We start from the raw sequence: 18,904 nt of genomic DNA, 5'->3' as shown, positions 1-18,904 counted from the left end.
ACCGGTAAACGGTCAGCCCCAATGATAAGTTTGGTTTAAGAAACCCCGCCTACGATTGGTTGCCGGAGGCGGGGTTTCTTATGCCTTCAGAACGACGAGGATAAAAAGCGTTACCAAGAGCAACGCGATTAAATCGTTAATCGTCATGGGCAACGCCCCTGCTGACCTATCCAAGAAGCAAGCCTAAAGGGCGCAGCTGATTGGATAATAGGTCGTATGCGAAAACGTCCCGCAAATCAAGCTCGAAGAGCGCAGATGCGCGGCTGACGTTGACCGCCAGGGGCTAAGAATCGACCGCCTACCGTTTAAGTAGCACCATGTATAAGTATAACACATGATGATTGTGGACTCAATTTTTAAAGTTGAATAAAGATTGCTGAATGAAACCATCGAGAATCTCACCCAGTTTTATGCTACAATGAATGTATGAATGAAAGGAAGCGATAGCATGATGGGTGTTCAAGAGTATCTGGAAATCCTGCGCAATATCCGCGACTGCGCCTTTGCGACCGTTGATTGCACGGGAGCGCCCACCGTGCGCATCATCGACGTGATGTTGGTGGAAGAGGGGCGGCTTTACTTCTGCACGGCGCGCGGCAAGGATTTCTATGCCGAACTTATGGCGAATCCCGCCGTCGCTGTTACGGGACTCAACAAGGAGTGGCAGACGGTACGTCTTATGGGACGCGCCGAAAGGCTTGCGGACGGCGAGCAGAAGGCGATGATCGACCGTATCTTTCAGGAGAATCCCTCGATGGAGGGCGTCTATCCGGGCGAGGCGCGTTACATCCTCGAAGCCTTCGTCATCGCGGAGGGTAGACTCGAATTTTTTGACCTCGGCAAGAGTCCAATCTGTCGTGAGAGCAGTTCCTTCGGCCGTGCAGAGCGCGAAGAAAAGGGCTTTCGCATCACCGAGGACTGCATTGGCTGCGGCACCTGCGCGGCGGTCTGTCCGCAGCAGTGCATCGCGGAAGGCGAGCCGTACAAGATTGCGGCCGCACACTGCCTGCACTGCGGACTTTGTTTTGAAAGCTGTCCTGTGGAAGCGATCGAAAGGCTGGACAGCGAGGCGCACTGACTGAGGAGGAATCCCCATGTTTGCAGAGATGATACGACTTTTCCAGGAGCGCAGCGATTTTTTCCTGCAGCTTACGTTGGAGCACATCGCCATATCGCTGGTGGCGATCGTCCTCGCCATCGTGATTGGCGGCGCGATGGGCATTTTGATCGCCGAGGTTGACCGCATGGCGCAGCCGACGCTTCTCGTCGTCAATTTTCTCTACACGATCCCGTCGATCGCGATGTTCGGCTTTCTTCTGCCTTTTTCAGGCATCGGCAATACGACGGCGATCATCGCCTTGACGCTCTACGCGCTCTTGCCGATGGTGAAGAATACGCATACGGGCTTGAAGAATGTCGATCCGCTCCTCATCGAAGCGGCGGTCGGCATGGGGTCGACGCGCTTCCAGGTGCTCAGGCGCATCGCCCTGCCGCTCGCCATGCCCGTCATTCTCGCAGGCATCCGCAACATGACGACGATGACGATCGCGCTCGCGGGCATCGCGTCCTTCATCGGTGCGGGCGGCCTCGGCATCGCCATCTACCGCGGCATCACGACGAATAATGCAGCGCTCGCCTTCGACGGCTCGCTCCTCATCGCCTGTCTGGCGCTCCTGGCTGATACCGTTCTCGCTCGCCTCGAAAAGCGTGTCGTTCTCCGCCGAAGCGATACGAGGGGGCGGAGGAGACGTTCGTGGCGGCGTCTTACGGCGATTTCTCTCGCGCTCGTCGCAGCAGGCGGCGCTTATGCGTTCTTTCAGAGCACGAAGGTGGCTGTCATCCGCATTGCGACGAAGCCGATGACGGAGCAGTTGATCCTCGGCGAGATGCTCAAACTCGTCATTGAGCAGGACGGGCGGCTCAAGGTCGCCCTGACGCCGGGCGTCGGCGGCGGCACGTCGAACATCATGCCGGCGATGGAGCATGGCGATTTCGACATCTATCCCGAGTATACGGGAACGGGCTGGCTGCAGGTTTTGAAACGCACGGACGCCTACGACGAATCGCGCTTCGCCGAATTGCAGGAAGAGTATCGCAATCGGTATCACATGGAGTGGCTCGGCATGACGGGCTTCAACGATACCTTCGGCATCGCCGTGCGGCGTGATCTCGCCGAGCGGTATCAGCTCAGGACGTATTCCGACCTCGCACGCGTCGCAGACAAGATGAATTTTGGCGCCGAGTACGATTTCTTCGAGCGCGAGGACGGCTTCCCTGCAATGTGCCGCGCTTACGGCATGAACTTCGCTTCGACCGTCGATATCGACATCGGTCTCAAGTATCAGGCGCTCGATGAAGGAAAGCTCGATTCGATGATCGTATTCACGACGGACGGGCGGCTTTCCAAGGTCAATGGAATCGTGCTTGAAGATGACAAGAAATTTTTTACGTCCTACGAATGCGGCATGGTCGTGCGCGAAGAGGCGCTCTCGGCACATCCCGAACTTCGCGCCTTGCTCGCGCATTTCGACGGACTGATTTCGGAAGCGGAGATGGCAGAGATGAACGACGCGGTCGAGTCGGGCGGCGAGGAGCCGCGTGCGGTTGCGCGTCGCTTCTTGGAAGAAAAGGGGGTGCTCCGATGAGTGCGGTCATCACGTTTCGCAATGTAAGCAAATCGTATGGAGGGGCGGAGGCCGTCCGTGACTTGAGCCTTTCCATCGAGGCGGGCGAATTCATCACGGTGCTCGGGGCATCGGGCGGCGGCAAGACGACGTTCCTCAAGATGATCAACGGACTCGTCGAGCCGACTTCGGGCGAGATCACGGTGCTCGGCGAAAGCCTCAAGACGGCGGATCTCGTGCAGCTGCGCCGCAAGATCGGCTATGCGATTCAGGGCAGCGTGCTCTTCCCGCATCTGACGGTCGAGGAAAACATCGCCTATGTGCCGAACCTTTGGAACAAGAGCGACAAGGAGCGCACGAAGAAGGCCGTGGCGAAGTGGATGGCGATCGTCGGCCTTGCCAGAGAGCTTGGCGAACGCTATCCCGCTGGGCTTTCTGGCGGGCAGCAGCAGCGCGTCGGCATCGCGCGCGCCTTGGCGGCGTCGCCCGAGCTTCTCTTGATGGACGAGCCTTTCGGCGCGATCGACGCTCTCTTGCGCCGCCAGCTGCAGGACGAGATCCGCGCCATTCACGCACGCGGCGGTCTCACGATCGTCTTCGTCACGCACGATGTCGAAGAAGCCCTGCGCCTCGGCACGCGCGTCCTCATATTGAAGGATGGCTGCATCGAGCAGTTCGCCGCGCCCGAGGAGATCGAGGAGAGTCCTGCGACGGACTTTGTGCGGCAGCTTGTGGAAAAAGTGTAGGGCGGTATAGGCAGGAAGCGCTGCCTGTGGTACGGCGGCGCTTTTGCGCCATGAGGATCTTATGACATCGCAATGAGGCGAGAAATGGTATCGGAACATCGAAATGAGGGAAAGTAAATGGCATCGAATCCTCCGATGGTTCAGCAGATCGAGCGCCTGCGGCAGGCGCTTTTTGAGGCGGAGGCGGTCGTCGTCGGTGCGGGCGCAGGGCTTTCAGCGGCTGCCGGTTATCTGTACGACGGCGCACGCTTTCAAAAGCATTTTGCCGACTTTATCGAGCGCTATCACTTCCGCAATATGTACGAGGGCGGCTTCTATCCGTTCCCGACGCTTGAAGAAAAGTGGGCGTATTGGAGCCGCCATATCTGGATCAACCGCTACGAGGAGCGACAGAATGCGCTCTATCAGCGTCTCCTTTCGTTGCTTTACAGCAAGGACTTTTTCGTCATCACGACGAATGTCGATCACTTTTTTCAAGACAACGGCTTTCCGAAGGAACGGCTCTTTTATACGCAGGGCGACTACGGCCTTTGGCAGTGTTCCGTGCCCTGTCACGATGCGACGTATGACAACTATGATACGGTGCGCCGCATGGTCGCTGAGCAGGAGGCGATGCGCGTGCCGCGAGAGCTTGTGCCGCATTGCCCTCGCTGCGGCGAGCCGATGGGGATGAATCTGCGTGCTGACAGCACCTTCGTCGAGGATGCGGGCTGGCATGAGGCGGCGAAACGGTATCAAGAATTTTTGCGTGCGCATCAGACGGGACGCGTGCTCTATTGGGAATTCGGCGTCGGTGCGAATACGCCGGGTATCATCAAGTATCCGTTCTGGGCGCTGACGAAGGAGAATCCCGCAGCCGTCTATTGCGTGATGAATCAGGGGGAAGCCGTCGCGCCGCAGGAAATCGCCGTGCAGAGCATCCTCGTCGACGGCGATATCGACATTTCGTTAAAGGTGCTGCAGGAGGCGATAGAAAGGAGTGCGGGGCATGGCGATTGAAGCGCAGGAAAGAGCGGAAGGCCGCAGAGAGAAGGTCGCGTTCCTCATCGAGCATCTTCTGACGGAGATGCCTGCCTATCGCGAAGAAGCCGCGCGTATTCCTCGCGATAGGCAGGCGCAGCGCGACTTCCTGCGTGCTTTGATGAACGTGCGTCCGCCGATTCCCTTGCAGGCGGATTTCTTGCGCGTGCAGGACGCTCTGCTCACCGAAGAGCGTGAGGTGCGAGGCGTCGTCGACGGTGCGGCTCTGCCGACGGTGGCGGAGGAGCGGTGCACGGCTATGGCACGCGGCGCGGCGAGCGGTGCACGCCTGAACACTGCGGATGAAAACTTCGTGCTCTGGCAGGGCGACATCACGCGCCTTGCCGTCGACGCCATCGTCAATGCGGCGAACTCCGCCCTGCGCGGCTGCTTCGTGCCGCTGCACCGCTGCATCGACAATGCGATCCACTCGGCGGCGGGACTCGCCCTTCGCGCCGCCTGCGATGAAATCATGCGGGAACAGGGGCATCCGGAGCCTGCCGGACGCGCGAAGATCACGCCGGGTTTCAATCTGCCTGCTCGCCATGTGCTTCATACGGTCGGCCCGATCATCGCGCCCGTGGGAAGTCATGTCCATGAGCCGGGTATATTCGCGGGCGTCACGCACGAGGCGCAGCAATGTCTCGCCTCCTGCTACCGCGCGTGCCTCGACCTCGCGGCGGGGCATGGGCTGACCTCCGTCGCCTTCTGCTGCATATCGACGGGCGAGTTTCACTACCCGCCGCAGGAAGCCGCCGAGACAGCTGTTGCGACCTGTCGCGCGTGGCTTCAGGCGCATGATGCGCCGATGCGCATCGTGTTCAATGTGTTCAAGGACGAGGATTTGGCGATTTATTGCAGGATCTTTCAGCTTTGATTTTTGATGCTTTTTGAGAAATTCTGCGCGTTGGTCAAATTGCACGCACGAACGCCCGTGGTCTGTGCAGAAATATTGGACATAAGACGATGAAAGTCGTTGGGATAAACGGGGAAGCGGAAAGGAGCGATTCGCATGTATGGAGCAATCTTAGGCGATATGATCGGTGCACCGTATGAATTCGACCGCGGCGGCAAGACGAAGGATTTTCCTCTGTTCAGTCAAGGCTCGCGCTTTACGGATGATACGGTGATGACGATCGCCGTGGCCGACGCCTTGTTGGAAGTGGGAGAAGAGGCGGACGAAGCGGCGGTTTGTGCGGCGATCGTTCGCTCGATGCAGCGCTGGGGCAGGAGGTATCCTCGCGCCGGCTACGGCGGACTCTTCCGCCGCTGGCTGGCAAGTGATGAGCCTGAGCCGTACGGCAGTTTCGGCAACGGCTCGGCGATGCGCGTCGCCGCTGCGGGCTGGCTCTATGATACACTCACGAGAACGCGCGAGGTCGCAAGGCAGACGGCGGTCGTTACGCACAACCATGCGGAGGGAATCAAGGGCGCGGAGGCGACGGCGAGCGCCATCTTCCTTTCGCGTGAGGGCAAGCCGAAGGAGGAGATCAAGGAATATATCGTGCGGGAGTTCAGCTACGATTTGTCACGCACGCTCGATGAGATTCGTCCGCATTACTCGATGGACGCTACATGCCAAGGATCTGTGCCCGAGGCGATTATTTCGTTCCTCGAAAGCACGGATTTCGAGGATGCCGTGCGAAATGCCGTGTCCCTCGGCGGTGATACGGACACGGTCGCCTGCATCGCGGGCAGCATTGCCGAAGCTTTCTACGGCGTGCCCGAAGCGCTGAAAGCGGAATGCCGCCGCCGTCTGTCGCAGGAGATGCTCGCGGTGCTCGATGCGTTTGACGAGGCGCGGCAGAGGTGAGCGCGTTGGATGGGGATGAAGAAGGTAGGGTTTCAGCAGACTGAAATCGATTTTTGAAAGGGAGAGTGAACCTCATGCGTAAGTTTTTTTCTGCAATCGCTGTGCTCGCATTGTTTTCGACGATGAGCGCGGCGTCCGCTTCCGTGCCCGATGAGGAAGTGTCGCTCGGCGGCATCCCTTATGGGGCGTCGGTGGATTATGTGCGCGGTATATACGGTGCACCGTCGAAGGTGTCGACGACGAGTCAGCATCCTCTTTGGCGGGGCTGGGTCGACACATATCATTATGGAACGAGCGTGGATGTCATTTTTTGCAATGACGCAATGGTGCACGCGGACTGCAAGGGAAATAACGGCTGGGCCACACCTGCGGGCATCGCGGTCGGCATGACGAAGGAAACGGTGCTGCGCATCTATGGCGAGCCGGACAGTCAAGGGAAAGGGAGCTTCTTTTATCAGAGCGAATCCAATGGCAATCTTGGCATCAAGTTTCTGTTCAATGGGGCAGGAAAGATCACGAGCATCCATGTAGGCGCTTTCGATTGAAAAAGTGCTGGAAGCACAATTGAAAAAGCCCTCGATGATTTTCGTCGAGGGCTTTTCTGTGCGAACTTTTCTGTTGGATGTTTCGTCGGTGTGTTTTCGTGCGGTACGAAAAAATATTTCTCGTGCTATCGTTCGCACGAAAATGGAACGATAGAAATTTTCGTATCATTTGCGTGCGGCAGGAAAAATTTTTCCGTGCGATACGATTTTTGGCAGCGGACGCGGCACGAAGTACGGCAGACGGTGATTTTTCTCCTCGCATGGTTGACGCGACGTGCTTCCTGTAGTAATCTACCAACGAAGAGAAAAAGTTGCAGGCTGAGGAGGTGCTGTCTTGGTTCGCGTGGAAAATCTTGTCAAGGAGTTTCGTCATACCGATGCTGCGGGAAAGGCAGCGGTGAAGCGTGCGGTAGACGGGCTTTCTTTTGCTGTCGCACGCGGGGAGATCTTCGGGCTTTTAGGGCCGAACGGCGCGGGCAAGACGACGACGATCCGCATGTTGACGATGCTCACGCAGCCGACTTCGGGTGCAATTTTCTACGAGGGCAGGCCGCTTGCTGGAAATGAAGCGGCGGTCAAGGAGCTGATCGGCGTCGTGCCGCAGCAGGTGAACTTCGACCAGGATTTGACGGCGGGCGAGAATCTTGAGCTGCACGCGCGCCTGCATCATATCGGGGCGGCAGAGCGCCGCGCACGCATAGAAGAGCTGCTCGCCTTCGTCGAGCTTGAGGGCGTGCGGCGCGATCCCGTGCGGCGTTTGTCGGGCGGCATGAAGCGCAGACTTCTCATCGCGCGCGCCCTCGTGCACCGCCCGCGCATCCTCTTCCTCGACGAGCCGACGGTCGCGCTCGACCCGCAGGTACGGCGGCGCATTTGGGAGCTGATCCGGCAAATGGCGCACGAAGGTGTGACGGTGCTGTTGACGACGCACTACATCGAGGAGGCGGAGAGCCTCTGCGCGCGCGTCGCCATCATGAATCGCGGCAAGCTCGCGGCGCTCGATGCGCCTGCCGCCCTGCGCGAACGGCTCGGCGATTTCGTCGTCGAGTGGGACGGCGAGGCGGGGCGTGAGTACCGCTACTTCGCAGGGCGCAAAGACGCCGCCGCGTTTGCCGCCGCGCTCGACGGCGCGGCGAGCATCCGCCGCTCGAATCTGGAGGACGCCTTCATCGAGCTGACGGGGCGAAAGGAGGGGCTGTGATTGCTCTATGATATATGGACGGTCTTCTGGCGCGATTGGATTGTCTTGAAGCGCCGCTTGGCGAAGTTCATCCTGAGCCGCATGGTCGCACCGCTCCTCTACCTCGTCGCCTTCGGCTGGGGTCTGGGCAGGAGCATATCGGTGTCTTCCGGCACCTATCTCGACTTCCTCGTGCCGGGCATCCTCGCGCTCAATTCCATGAACATCAGTTTCAACAGCGTGATTCCCGTGCATGCCGAGCGCATTTACCACAAGAGCCTTGAAGAGTACCTCGTCGCGCCAATCCGTCCGGCAGCCTTCGTCATCGGCAAGGTGCTTGCGGCCGTATTGCGCGGACTCATTTCCTCTGCCATCATCGTCGTGCTCGCCTGCCTTTTCGGCGCGAAGCTCGCTCTTTCCCCGCTCTTTCTTCTCGTGCTCGTGCTGAACTGCGTGATCTTCGCGGAGATTGGCTTCATCGCGGCGATGAAGATTGAGACGTACGAAGAGATGGGACAGGTCAATACATACATCCTGCTGCCGATGTCATTCCTCTGCGGCACGTTCTTTTCGACGAAGGCTTTGCCCGAGGTCGTGCGCGTCCTCATCGAGCTTCTGCCGCTCACGCATACGAGCGTGCTCCTGCGTGCACTCGCGGGCGGCGAGGCGGCATCTGCGCTTTCTTTCGGTGCGCTCGTTTTCTACGCGCTCCTTTGCTTCTGGATTGCGAACCGGTCTTTCTCCCAGTTGACGCGCTAGGCGCTTTCGCGTTCCCGCATTTTTATCTATGCTTCCTTAGAAAGGGGCGTCTCCTTGTTCAAGAATATCTTGCATCACCGTGCGCGTTCCGCGGACGACTGCGGTCATCTCTGCTGCACGAAGATCGAAGACTTCGCCGTATCCTTCGGGCGCGTGGAAATCTTTTCGGGCGTGAACCTTCACGTCCACTGCGGACAGCTCACGGCGCTCATCGGGCCGAACGGCGCGGGAAAATCGACGCTCCTTCGTGCCATCCTCGGCGAAGTGCCGCACAAGGGGAGGCTCTCCTATGCGGACGCGGCGGGAAGGCGCACGGGGCAGCCCGTCATCGGCTATGTGCCGCAGTACCTGCGCTTCGACGTCAGTTCGCCGACGAGCGTCATGGACATCTTCATGGCGTGCCTCTCGCGCCGCCCCGTTTGGCTCTTTCCCGCGAAGTCCTTGCGGCCGCGCGTCTTGAAGAGCCTCGCGCGCGTCCATGCCGAGCACCTCATCGACCGGCGGCTCGGCGCACTGTCGGGCGGCGAACTGCAGCGTGTGCTTCTTGCGCTCGCGCTCGATCCCGTGCCCGACCTGCTGCTCCTCGATGAGCCTGTCTCGGGCGTCGACCAGAACGGCTTGGAGCTTTTTTACAATATCGTTGCCGAGCTTCGCGCCCAAGAGGACATGGCGATCATTCTGATCTCGCACGATCTGAACCTCGTTGCAAAGTATGCTGACCAGGTCGTGCTGCTCGACCATAAAGTTGTCACGAGCGGCACGCCCGCCGAGGTCTTCGGCGACGCACGCACGAAGAAGATCTTCGGCATGCTCGCGGGCGCAGCGCCGCAGAAAATGGAGACGGCGCCCGATGCGCTGCAGGATGAAGCTCTGATAAATGAGTCACTGCAGGCCGAGTCGGAGAAGGAAAGCGGGGCGATGCACTGATGGAACTCCTCTATGCGCTTCTCAGCGCTCTGCCCTTCGACTGGCTGCAGCACGGCTTCATGAAGAATGCCTTTCTCGCCGTGCTGCTCGTGACGCCGCTCTTCGGGCTTCTGAGCACGATGGTCGTGTCGAACCGCATGGCGTTCTTCTCGGACTCTCTGGGACACGGCGCTTTCACGGGGCTTGCCGTCGGCGTGCTCTTGGGTTGGCTCTCGCCGCTCCTCTCGCTCGTCGCCTTCTCCGTTGTCTTCGCGCTCCTCATCACCTACATCAAGAACCGCAGCAGCGCGTCGACGGACACGATCATCGGCGTCTTCTCGTCTACGGGCATCGCGCTCGGCCTCATGCTCATGAGCCGGGGCGGCGGCTTCAACAAATATTCCTCATACCTGATCGGCGATCTTCTTTCCATCTCGCCCGAGGAAATCGGCTCGCTCTTCTTCGTCTTTCTCGCCGTCGTCCTCGTCTGGGCTCTCGTGTTCAACTCGCTTCTCGTGCTCTCGATCAACGCGTCGTTCGCTAGAAGCCGAGGCGTCGCCGCCTTCCTCACGGAGGGGCTTTTTGCTTCCGTGCTCGCCGTCGTCGTCGCCGTCAGCATCCAGTGGGTCGGGCTTCTCATCATCAACTCGCTGCTCGTGCTGCCCGCAGCCGCCGCGAGAAATATCGCGCAGGACGTCAAGAGCTACCATCTGCTCTCCGTTGCCATCGCGCTCCTTTCGGGCGTTGCGGGACTCTTGCTCGCCTACTACTGCAACATGGCGGCGGGCGCGAGCATCGTCGTCGTCGCCGCCGCCGTCTTTTTCCTCACATTGCTGTTGAAACCGTACTTTGTGCGCTGAGGCTGCGCTCTCGCGGCAGTTCTTTTTTTGCGGCGGCTCACCGCACTATGGGAGGTGCTTTTCTTGCAGTTCTATACCTATGCTTACATCGTGCAGCACAGTCAGATCAACGACGCTGTACGGTACGGCGTGTCTTTTCTCATGCTTTTCGCGCTGCTCGTTGCCATCATCAAGTATTTTCGCAACCGTCTCGTCACGCGCTATCGCGACCTCATCGTCATCCTCTTCCTCGCCGTCGCCTTCCTGGGCGGTGCACAGTGGAATAGCTTCAGCCAGACGAAGAGTGATCGCGAGCAGACTTCGCGCATGGCGGGATTTTTGCACAATCTCGGCGAGGAGATGGAGGTGCCGCCCGAGGAGATTCGCACGAGTTCCACCCATCTCAAGCAGGGACTTCTCGTCGAAGCGGAGGGCAAGTATTACGAGATCACGTTCAACGGCGATTACACGTCCTTCAAGTACGAGGAGACGCATCTGATGACGCGTGACGTGAAGCTTGTTGACAAGGATTCTTAGGAGGGACGCGCAATGCTCACATATTCGCTGGTCTTGGCAAAACTTGCGCTCGGGCTTCTGTGCCTCGTGCTGCAGATGAATCTCCTCGGCAAGGGAAATCTCGCGCCTAGCTCCGCGACCGATCAGGTGCAGAACTACGTTCTCGGCGGCATCATCGGCGGCGTCATATACAACGAGAATATTTCTTTCATGGACTTCATCCTCGTGCTCATCGCTTGGACAATGCTCGTCCTGCTCCTGAAATACATGAAGTCGAACAGCAGCGCCGTCAAATCCTTCGTCGACGGACATCCCGTGCGCATCATCGAGCGCGGCAAGCTCGACGTCGAAGAGTGCATGAGGCGGGGACTCCTCGCGCACGACATCCATCTGAAACTGCGCACGGCGGGCGTCTATTTCGTCAAGGACGTCAAGCGTGCCGTTCTTGAGCCGAACGGTCAGCTCACGGTCATCCAGTACGGCGAGCAGAACGCACGCTATCCCGTCGTCGTCGACGGACAGGCAGATGAGGAAGCCTTGGAACTTGCCGACAAGGATCGGATCTGGCTCGACGCGGCGCTTCGAGAGCAGGGATATGAACTCAAGGATGTCTACATCGGCGAGTACAAGGAGGGCGCACTCACGGTCTATCCGTACGAGGCGCGGGCGTGAAAAGGCACGAAGGAGGAATGTGACGGATATTCAGGGGGGAAATAAGGTGGGAAGAGCGTATTATTCCAGTGAAATCCAAGGTTTTCTTGCATGTGAAGCAGATCAGATTTTGCCTATCGGGTTCTTCTGACGAGAGCGAGACAGGGACTGGTCATTTTCATACCGCAAGGTGACTTAAGTGATGCTACGCGTAGACCAGAATATTATGATGGAACATATAATTATCTGCGCAGGATCGGGATTTGTGAGATATAAGGGATTTGTAGAGAAGAAAACGAGCGACTGTATGAAACGGGGAGATGTCTCATACAGTCGCTCGTTTTTTTCGGAAGGAGGCTATGGCTTAAAGATATGACCACAGCGCATGCAGATGAAGAGTTTTTCCCACTCCGCAAGACGGCGCGTATATTCTTCCATGGCCTGATCATATTCTTCTTTCCGTGCGCGATTTTTCTTGTTTGTAGTTCTGCGGTCGTTCCAGAGTTTCCAAATGACGAGTGCCGCAGCGATATAGGTCAAGGTATTTTCCAGACCCGAGAGCTTTGAAAATTTGTAGGCCACTAGGCTTATGACAAGCGACAGGATTGGTAGCAGGCAACCAAAAGAAACGCAGCCAACCGTCATAGTGTCATGTTCAAGTTGCTTGAGCTTTGGCTCGGGCGGCGGAGCGATCTCACGGGCAAGATCCGTGACCGTGTAAGTTGGGCGCGTGACATCGCCGTAGACGGCATGCCGGCCGGTCTCTTCTGTTTTTTTCGAGCCGTCTGAATAGGTGGTTGTCGTCGTTTCTACGTCGTAGCCGACGATTTCCTTATGCGTTGCCGTTCCCGTGGCGTGGCCTCTCTTGTACATGAGAGGAACGGATACTGTGTTTTCACTGCCGCAGTTGGGGCAGGCGAGGTTGCTGATTTCCATAAAAGTCCTTTCTATCGCCCGCGCACGGCCTGCGTGATCGCGCCGGCCATCATCGCGAGCGGCAGTTGGCGTTCGACTGCTCCCAACTCGAAGGCCGCGCGCGGCATGCCGTAGACGACGCATGAGGTTTCGTCCTGACCGAACGTCATGGCGCCCGCGCGGCGCATGGCGAAGAGTCCCTTCGCGCCGTCCGCGCCCATGCCCGTGAGGATGACGCCGAGCGCTGCGTCGCCGACGAGTTCTGCGACGGTGAAGAAGAGGACGTCGGCGGACGGGCGCACCCAGTTCACGGGGTCGCCCTTCGTGCATGTGACGATGAGCCTGCCCGAGCGCCTTTCGAGCTTCATGTGCTGGCCGCCGGGCGCGATGTAGGCGGTCGAGTCCTTGATGGCTTCGCCGTCCTCGGCTTCTTTGACTGTGAGCTTCGATATGGCGTTGAGTCTGTGCGCAAAGTGGTTGCTGAAGATGGGCGGGATGTGCTGCACGATGACGATGGGAGGGAGCGGCGGCGCGAGGTTCTTGAGGATGGCCGCGATCGCTTCCGTACCGCCCGTCGAGGCGCCGATGGCGATCAGCTGCTTTTCCTTCGTCGATGCCGGAGGCATGGCGACAGGAAAAAGGCTCGTCTTGCCACTCTTATCGCTCTTGCCGCTTTCCATGTCGCTTCTCCTCCTTTCATTCATGCTTTTATCACCCGAAGGAATGGCTTTAAGTGTCCAGCTTTTCCTTGACCTCGCGCACGAGGCGCAGAAATTTCTCGCGCCCGATCTGTACGAAGCGCCCGCAGCCTTCGCATTTGAGGCCGAAGTCCGTGCCTGTGCGCAGGATGCGCCAGAGGTCGCTGCCGCACGGGTGGCGCTTCTTCATGCGCACGATGTCGCCCGGTTCATAGCGCTGCATGGCTGCACTCCTTTCCGTCATTCATATCCGCTCGCGTCCTCTTCGGCTGTTTTTCTCCTGCCGCGCATGAGCGAGGCGATGACGCCGGCAACGCATGAGACGGTCAGACAGGAGAAGATGAGGCGGATCGCCGCTGAAAGTTCCTCCGTCCAGTCGGCGGCTGCGGGAAGTGTCGCTTGTGCGAGCAGCAGGGTCACGACCGCCATGGAGACAGCCTGTCCCGAGAGGCGCATGACCGAGACCATGGAAGAGGCGACGCCGTAGAGCTTCTTGGAGACGGCACCCATGATGGCATTGTTGTTTGCCGGCGAGAAGAAGCCGAAACCGATGCCGATGATGACGCAGGCAGCTGCGATGAGGGGAAGCGGCGTCCCGGCATCGAAGAGCGAGCAGAAGAAGATGCCCGCGGTCGTCAGTGCCATGCCGAAGCTCGCGACGAGGCGCGGCTCGTGTTTGTCGGAGAGCGCTCCCGCGATGGGCGAGAGGATCGCCATCATCAAGGGCTGCAGGAGCAGGACGACGCCCGCCGTCGAAGCGTCGAGGCCGCGCACGAGCTGCAGGTAGAGCGAGAGCAAGAAGCCGATCGCATACGTCGCGCTGTAGTTCAAAAACGCGGCGAGGTTGCTCATGGCAAAGACCGTGTTCGCAAAGAGCGAGAGATGAAGGAGCGGCGTGCTCGCCCGCCGCTCTTGCCAAAGAAAGAGCGCGAGAAAGACGAGTCCCGCGAGCAGTACGAAACGCATCCAGGTGAAGGCGGCGAGAGAGGAAAGCCCGTAGAGCGTCAGCGTGCTCGCTGCCGTGTAGAAGATTGCGCCGGGCAGATCGAAGCCGCCTTCTCGCTCGCCGTACCAATCTTCTTTGATCGTGCGCACGAGCAGGCTGCTCACGAGGATGACGATGGCTGTGAGGACGAAGAGAAGCCGCCAGTCCAGGTGCTGCGTGACGAGACCACCGATCACAGGCCCCAAGGACAGTCCGACGTAGGTGGCGGCGGCGGAGTAGCCGATGGCGCGCCCGCGCTGCTTCGCGGGATGTGCCGCCACGAGGAGCGCCATGCCGCTCGAAAAGACGAGTCCTAGGGACAGTCCCTGCAGGGCGCGCATGGCGATGAGGAAGGAGACCGAGGGGGAAAACGCCGCGACGAAGGAGACGGCGGCCATCGCCGCCGTGCCGATCGCGTAGATGCGACATCGGCCGAGGATGTCCGCCATGCGGCCAAAAGGCAGGAGCAGGGCGACGGCGCCCAAGAGGAAGGCGGTCGCGAGCCACGAGAGATCCGTCGCGGGGCACGAGAACTCCACGGCGATCGTCGGGATGGCGATGTTGATGCAGCTGCCGAGAAACGGCCCCATGAAGGATGTGAGCAGGACTGCCGCAAAGATCCGCTTCTGTGCTGTCATGGCCGCCGCCTCCTATTGCGATAGAAATAGATCGGGGAAGCGGCGCACGCGCCCCGTCCCCAGTATCACGCGCTGCAAACTCACACGTTGAAGCGGAAGTACGTCACGTCGCCGTCCTGCATCACATAGTCCTTGCCTTCAAGGCGCACTTGCCCCTTTTCGCGGGCGGCCGCCGTGCTGCCCGCAGCGACAAGGTCGTCGTAGTTGACGATCTCCGCGCGGATGAAGCCGCGCTCGATGTCGGAGTGGATCTTGCCCGCCGCCTTGGGCGCTGTCGTGCCGCGCACGATCGTCCAGGCGCGGCACTCGTCCGGTCCTGCCGTCAGGAACGTCAAGAGTCCCAGAAGCTCGAACGCCGCCTTGATCAGACGGTCGAGTCCGCTTTCCGTAAGGCCGAGTTCTTCGAGGAAGGCCTTCGCATCTTCTGCGTCGAGTTCGGCGATTTCCGACTCTACGCGCGCTGAGACGACGACGACTTCCGATCCTTCCTTTGCCGCGTAGTCGCGCACGGCGGCGACGTGCGCATTTCCCGCGCCGTCCTTTGCCGCCTCGTCCTCGGCGACGTTGGCGACGTAGAGCATGGGCTTCAAGGTCAGGAAGTTCATCTCGCGGATGAGCGATAGCTCGTCCTCCGTGAGATCGAGGCTTCTGGCCGACTTGCCCTCTTCGAGGCAAGCCTTGATGCGGCGCAGCACCTCGTCCTCCGCTTTCGCCTCCTTGCTGCCGCTCTTGGCGAGCTTGGCGAGCTTCATGATGCGCTTTTCGAGGACTTCGAGATCGGCGAGGCACAATTCCGTGAGGATCGTCTCGATGTCGCGCACGGGGTCGATCGTCGCCGCGACGTGCGTGATGTTCGTATCCTCGAAGCAGCGCACGACGTGGGCGATGGCATCGACCTGCCGGATGTGCTCGAGGAACTTGTTGCCGAGTCCTTCGCCCTTCGACGCGCCAGCGACGAGGCCGGCGATGTCGACGAAGCGCACGGAGGCGGGCGTCGTCTTCTTCGACTGGTACATCTCGTGCAGCACCGCAAGGCGAGCGTCGGGCACGTCGACGACGCCGACGTTCGGCTCGATCGTGCAGAAGGGATAGTTCGCCGCTTCTGCGCCCGCCTTCGTGATCGCGTTGAAAAGGGTGCTCTTGCCGACATTCGGCAGACCTACGATACCTACGTCCAGATTGCTCAATGTGATTTCTCCTTGTTCCTGTCTTTCAAAAAAATGACTTTTTGGCGTGAGGCCTTCTTGCGCTCTTCCTTCTTGGCACGTGCTGCCTGCTGTCGCTCCTTGATCTCGTTCGTCGTGAAGCCGCGGTTCGCGACGGAGCGCGTGCTGTCGTGCAGTCGGTTCAGCAGGCGGCGCAGGGTGACGTCCTGTTCCTTCGTCAGAGCGTCGAAATAGCCGTCGTCCTTGAGCATGTCGCGCACGAAGGAAACGGGAGCGCCCGCGAGCAGTGTCCAATGGATGTGCCGCATGATTTCCACGGTTTCCTCCTCATCGTAGGAGAGCGTTTCGTGGAAGAAGAGACCCAGCGCCTGCTCGTCGGTCGGATCGGAAAGCGCAAGCCCCTGTGCGAAGAGAGGGATTTCCTCTGTGGCGGGGATGTAGAAGTCGCCGTCGCCCTGCGATTCCAGGATGACGCGGATCTCCTCTTCGTCCAGCCCTTCGGAGATGAAGACGTCGCCTCGCTGCCAGTAGCCGGCGAGGAACTCGGGAGGAATCTTTTCCATTTCCTTTTTGAGTTCCGCAGGCTTCAGGTCGCCGATGCCGCCTTGGTTGTAGATGCGGCACAGGATGTCGAGCGGCGTCACGCTGTAGAGGACGTTCGCCGTGAGAATCGTGTTGATGAGCCATGTGCGCCTTCTGCGCCTGTTGTAAAGCTCCTCTCCCATGTCCACGGCGAAGGGGATGAACCCTGCGGCGACGTCGCGTGAGATAACGAGTTCAAATTCGGGCGTTTCGGCGATGTATCCCGCGGTCGAAAGGGTCTCGAAGTTGTGCTCCGATTCTTCCTCGAAGTCGTCAAGGTTGGCGAGCAGCTGCTGCAGGGAAAAGACCTCTTCGTCGCTCAGGCAGAGGAAGTACTCTTCCATGACGTGAGGATCGAGCATCTTCTTCGTCAGATGACGGATGATGTCCTGCTTGCGCATGCCGTGGCGCACCTCGATGCCTTTTTGCTCGGCAATCGAGAGCAGCTCTTCCTTGGCGAAGCCTGCGAACATGTCGCGAAGCGTCGGCGGCACGCGCTCTTCGTCCTTCGTATCCTGCAGGCGCTGGTGGAAGACCGTGGAAAAGAAGGCCTTCTGCGCTTCCGGTGTGGCGTTCGCTCCTTCGATGGAGCGAATTTTGTACTTGTAGGCGGAAAAGCCGTATCTCCCCGCTTCCATATCCTCGTACAGCTTTGCCAGCGGACGATCTTCGTAGCGCCGTCGGTCGAGGCGGCACCAAAGGGCGAGCTTCTCGTTCACGGCGTCCATATCGTAGCGGACGTCATCAGCTGCATCTTTCCCGCCGCCGAGCACCGCTGCCGCCGTGCGTGCGCCGCTCCATTCGAGCACCTGTGGCGCCCTGCCGCTCCACGGCTCGACAATCTTTTCCAGAGACACGTCGTGGCGCATCTCGCGCCGGTTCGCGTAGAGGTAAAGAAAGGCGCCCGCACGTTCCAGATGGCGGCAGATTTGCACCACGGCAGCTTCTTTCAGCCGCTCGCCATGCGCCTGCTCTTCCGACAGTTCGGTGACGACCATCTTCTTGTGCGGCAGCAGGAAGGAGAACACCGTCTCCTTCTCCCAACCCATCGCCAGGTTGAAGACGAGCGCGAGCTGTGAAAACGTCAGCTCCTCGGGCACGAGAACGCGCCGCCAAACCTCCGGCGACTGCCCGCGCAAAGCGATTTTCAACTCATAGGCCTTCATGTAACTCTCCCTTCGGACGGCACACGACCCCAAATTATACTTCTTCTATTATACTCCATCGCGGGCAGTTATTCCAGTGGGACGCACAAGACTTCTTCACGCGTCTTTTGGGAAAAGGGCTTTCACGCGCTGTTGTCTGTGCATGAAAGCCCTTTTGTGTCAATATTCGCGGAACATGCGCTGGATTTCGTCGCGGTCATTTGTCTTTAAGAGCGCGAGAGCGAGCAGGATGCGCGCCTTGGCGGGCGGCAGCGTGTCGGCGTCGATGAAGCCCGCGTCAGCGTAGGCGCTCTCGGCGAAGAGAACTGCACCCGCGCCCGTGCGGCTCGCGCGCACGACGCCGATGCCTTTTCCTGCGGCATCGGCGAGTGTCGCGAGCAGCGCTTCGTGTATGCTGCCGTTGCCTGTGCCCGCGTGGACGATGCCCGCCGCACCGCTGTCGATGGCGGCGCGGGCGAGACGGGCGTCCGCGCCCGCATGGCCGTAGAGGATCGGTACATAGGGAAGAGCCGTCACGCCCGCAAGGTCGAATTCGCTCTCGCGTGTATGGCGCGTGAGCACGCGTCGGCGAAAATGCGGTATCCCTTCTTCCATGCGGCCGAGCGCGCCGACATCGGGCGAGGCGAACGCCTGCACGGCCGTCGTATGCACCTTTTGGACGTCGCGTGCGCTGTGGATTTCGCCGTTCAGCACGACGAGCGCACCCTGTCCGTGCGCTTCGGGGCTGGCGGCAAGGCGCACGGCGTCGAGGAGGTTCAAGGGGCCGTCGGCAGATAGCGCCGTTGCGGGACGCATTGCGCCCGTCAGGACGACGGGCTTTTCGCTCTTTACGACAAGATGCAGGAAGTACGCCGTCTCTTCGAGCGTATCCGTGCCGTGCGTGACGACGATGCCCGCCGCGCCCGCAGCGAGCGCCGCTTTGATGCGGGCGGCAAGATGCAGCCAGACCGCCTCCGTCATATCCTTGCTGTCGATGGCGGCGACCTCCTCGCTCTCGATGGCGCAGACGTCTGCAATTTCGGGCACGGCGGCGAGAAGTTCGTCCGCGCCGAGTGCGCCCGCGCGATAGCCTGTGAGCGCATCGGAACGCGCCGCCGCGCCTGCGATCGTGCCGCCCGTCGTCAGTATGCAGATTTTCGGCTTCATGCGAATTCT

20 protein-coding genes are annotated in these 18,904 nt (G+C 59.8%); 13 read left to right on the top strand and 7 right to left on the bottom strand.

Going from position 1 to position 18,904, the window contains the following annotated elements:
- Positions 1-448 precede the first annotated feature (448 nt).
- The 13 genes from QZ177_RS06785 to QZ177_RS06725 all read left to right on the top strand — a co-directional run bounded on the left by QZ177_RS06785 (position 449) and on the right by QZ177_RS06725 (position 11,620).
- Positions 449-1,078 carry a pyridoxamine 5'-phosphate oxidase family protein gene (locus QZ177_RS06785; RefSeq protein ID WP_294176242.1) on the top strand — a complete coding sequence of 210 codons (630 nt, stop codon included), beginning with the start codon at positions 449-451 and terminating at the stop codon, positions 1,076-1,078.
- 16 nt (positions 1,079-1,094) lie between these two features.
- Positions 1,095-2,645, top strand: coding sequence for a glycine betaine ABC transporter substrate-binding protein (locus QZ177_RS06780; RefSeq protein WP_294176241.1), 1,551 nt, complete (start codon positions 1,095-1,097; stop codon positions 2,643-2,645).
- On the top strand, positions 2,642-3,370 hold the full coding sequence (locus QZ177_RS06775) for an ABC transporter ATP-binding protein (protein ID WP_294176240.1): 729 nt from the start codon (positions 2,642-2,644) through the stop codon (positions 3,368-3,370). Before QZ177_RS06780 ends, QZ177_RS06775 begins: the two co-directional genes overlap by 4 nt.
- A gap of 117 nt (positions 3,371-3,487) precedes the next feature.
- Complete coding sequence (locus QZ177_RS06770) at positions 3,488-4,369, top strand: Sir2 silent information regulator family NAD-dependent deacetylase (RefSeq protein ID WP_294176239.1); 882 nt, start codon at positions 3,488-3,490, stop codon at positions 4,367-4,369.
- Positions 4,359-5,267, top strand: a complete 909-nt coding sequence (locus tag QZ177_RS06765) for a protein-ADP-ribose hydrolase (RefSeq protein WP_294176238.1) — start codon at positions 4,359-4,361, stop codon at positions 5,265-5,267. Before QZ177_RS06770 ends, QZ177_RS06765 begins: the two co-directional genes overlap by 11 nt.
- Positions 5,268-5,402: 135 nt before the next feature.
- On the top strand, positions 5,403-6,203 hold the full coding sequence (locus QZ177_RS06760) for an ADP-ribosylglycohydrolase family protein (RefSeq protein WP_294176236.1): 801 nt from the start codon (positions 5,403-5,405) through the stop codon (positions 6,201-6,203).
- 74 nt (positions 6,204-6,277) lie between these two features.
- Positions 6,278-6,748 carry a hypothetical protein gene (locus tag QZ177_RS06755; RefSeq protein WP_294176235.1) on the top strand — a complete coding sequence of 157 codons (471 nt, stop codon included), beginning with the start codon at positions 6,278-6,280 and terminating at the stop codon, positions 6,746-6,748.
- A 334-nt stretch (positions 6,749-7,082) separates the two neighbouring features.
- On the top strand, positions 7,083-7,949 hold the full coding sequence (locus tag QZ177_RS06750) for an ABC transporter ATP-binding protein (protein ID WP_009646152.1): 867 nt from the start codon (positions 7,083-7,085) through the stop codon (positions 7,947-7,949).
- Positions 7,950-8,687: an ABC transporter permease gene (locus QZ177_RS06745; RefSeq protein WP_294176234.1), complete on the top strand. Its 738-nt coding sequence runs from the start codon at positions 7,950-7,952 to the stop codon at positions 8,685-8,687.
- Between the two features lie 54 nt (positions 8,688-8,741).
- On the top strand, positions 8,742-9,614 hold the full coding sequence (locus QZ177_RS06740; RefSeq protein ID WP_006194009.1) for a metal ABC transporter ATP-binding protein: 873 nt from the start codon (positions 8,742-8,744) through the stop codon (positions 9,612-9,614).
- A complete protein-coding gene (locus QZ177_RS06735; protein WP_294176228.1) occupies positions 9,614-10,453 on the top strand; it encodes a metal ABC transporter permease in 840 nt (279 codons plus the stop codon). The genes QZ177_RS06740 and QZ177_RS06735 overlap by 1 nt, the downstream gene beginning before the upstream one ends.
- Positions 10,454-10,516: 63 nt before the next feature.
- A complete protein-coding gene (locus QZ177_RS06730) occupies positions 10,517-10,969 on the top strand; it encodes a DUF3290 domain-containing protein (RefSeq protein ID WP_009646167.1) in 453 nt (150 codons plus the stop codon).
- Between the two features lie 12 nt (positions 10,970-10,981).
- On the top strand, positions 10,982-11,620 hold the full coding sequence (locus tag QZ177_RS06725; protein ID WP_009646156.1) for a DUF421 domain-containing protein: 639 nt from the start codon (positions 10,982-10,984) through the stop codon (positions 11,618-11,620).
- Between the two features lie 336 nt (positions 11,621-11,956).
- On the opposite strand, the gene QZ177_RS06720 is transcribed toward QZ177_RS06725, so the two are convergent.
- The 7 genes from QZ177_RS06720 to QZ177_RS06690 all read right to left on the bottom strand — a co-directional run bounded on the left by QZ177_RS06720 (position 11,957) and on the right by QZ177_RS06690 (position 18,895).
- Complete coding sequence (locus QZ177_RS06720) at positions 11,957-12,535, bottom strand: hypothetical protein (protein ID WP_037370113.1); 579 nt, start codon at positions 12,533-12,535, stop codon at positions 11,957-11,959.
- An 11-nt stretch (positions 12,536-12,546) separates the two neighbouring features.
- The gene (locus tag QZ177_RS06715; protein WP_009646147.1) at positions 12,547-13,194 is read right to left on the bottom strand and encodes a CheB methylesterase domain-containing protein; all 648 of its coding nucleotides are present in this window, start codon (positions 13,192-13,194) and stop codon (positions 12,547-12,549) included.
- A gap of 49 nt (positions 13,195-13,243) precedes the next feature.
- The gene (locus tag QZ177_RS06710; RefSeq protein WP_294176223.1) at positions 13,244-13,435 is read right to left on the bottom strand and encodes a DUF951 domain-containing protein; all 192 of its coding nucleotides are present in this window, start codon (positions 13,433-13,435) and stop codon (positions 13,244-13,246) included.
- Between the two features lie 17 nt (positions 13,436-13,452).
- A complete protein-coding gene (locus QZ177_RS06705; RefSeq protein WP_294176221.1) occupies positions 13,453-14,835 on the bottom strand; it encodes an MFS transporter in 1,383 nt (460 codons plus the stop codon).
- 80 nt (positions 14,836-14,915) lie between these two features.
- On the bottom strand, positions 14,916-16,022 hold the full coding sequence (ychF, locus tag QZ177_RS06700) for a redox-regulated ATPase YchF (RefSeq protein WP_009646158.1): 1,107 nt from the start codon (positions 16,020-16,022) through the stop codon (positions 14,916-14,918).
- Positions 16,019-17,749 carry a hypothetical protein gene (locus tag QZ177_RS06695; RefSeq protein ID WP_294176220.1) on the bottom strand — a complete coding sequence of 577 codons (1,731 nt, stop codon included), beginning with the start codon at positions 17,747-17,749 and terminating at the stop codon, positions 16,019-16,021. The genes ychF and QZ177_RS06695 overlap by 4 nt, the downstream gene beginning before the upstream one ends.
- 159 nt (positions 17,750-17,908) lie before the next feature.
- Positions 17,909-18,895, bottom strand: a complete 987-nt coding sequence (locus QZ177_RS06690) for an asparaginase (RefSeq protein ID WP_294176218.1) — start codon at positions 18,893-18,895, stop codon at positions 17,909-17,911.
- Positions 18,896-18,904: the final 9 nt, after the last annotated feature.

Source organism: uncultured Selenomonas sp., assembly GCA_905372355.1.
Lineage (GTDB): Bacteria > Bacillota > Negativicutes > Selenomonadales > Selenomonadaceae > Selenomonas.
This window is presented reverse-complemented; position numbering and strand designations above follow the sequence as displayed.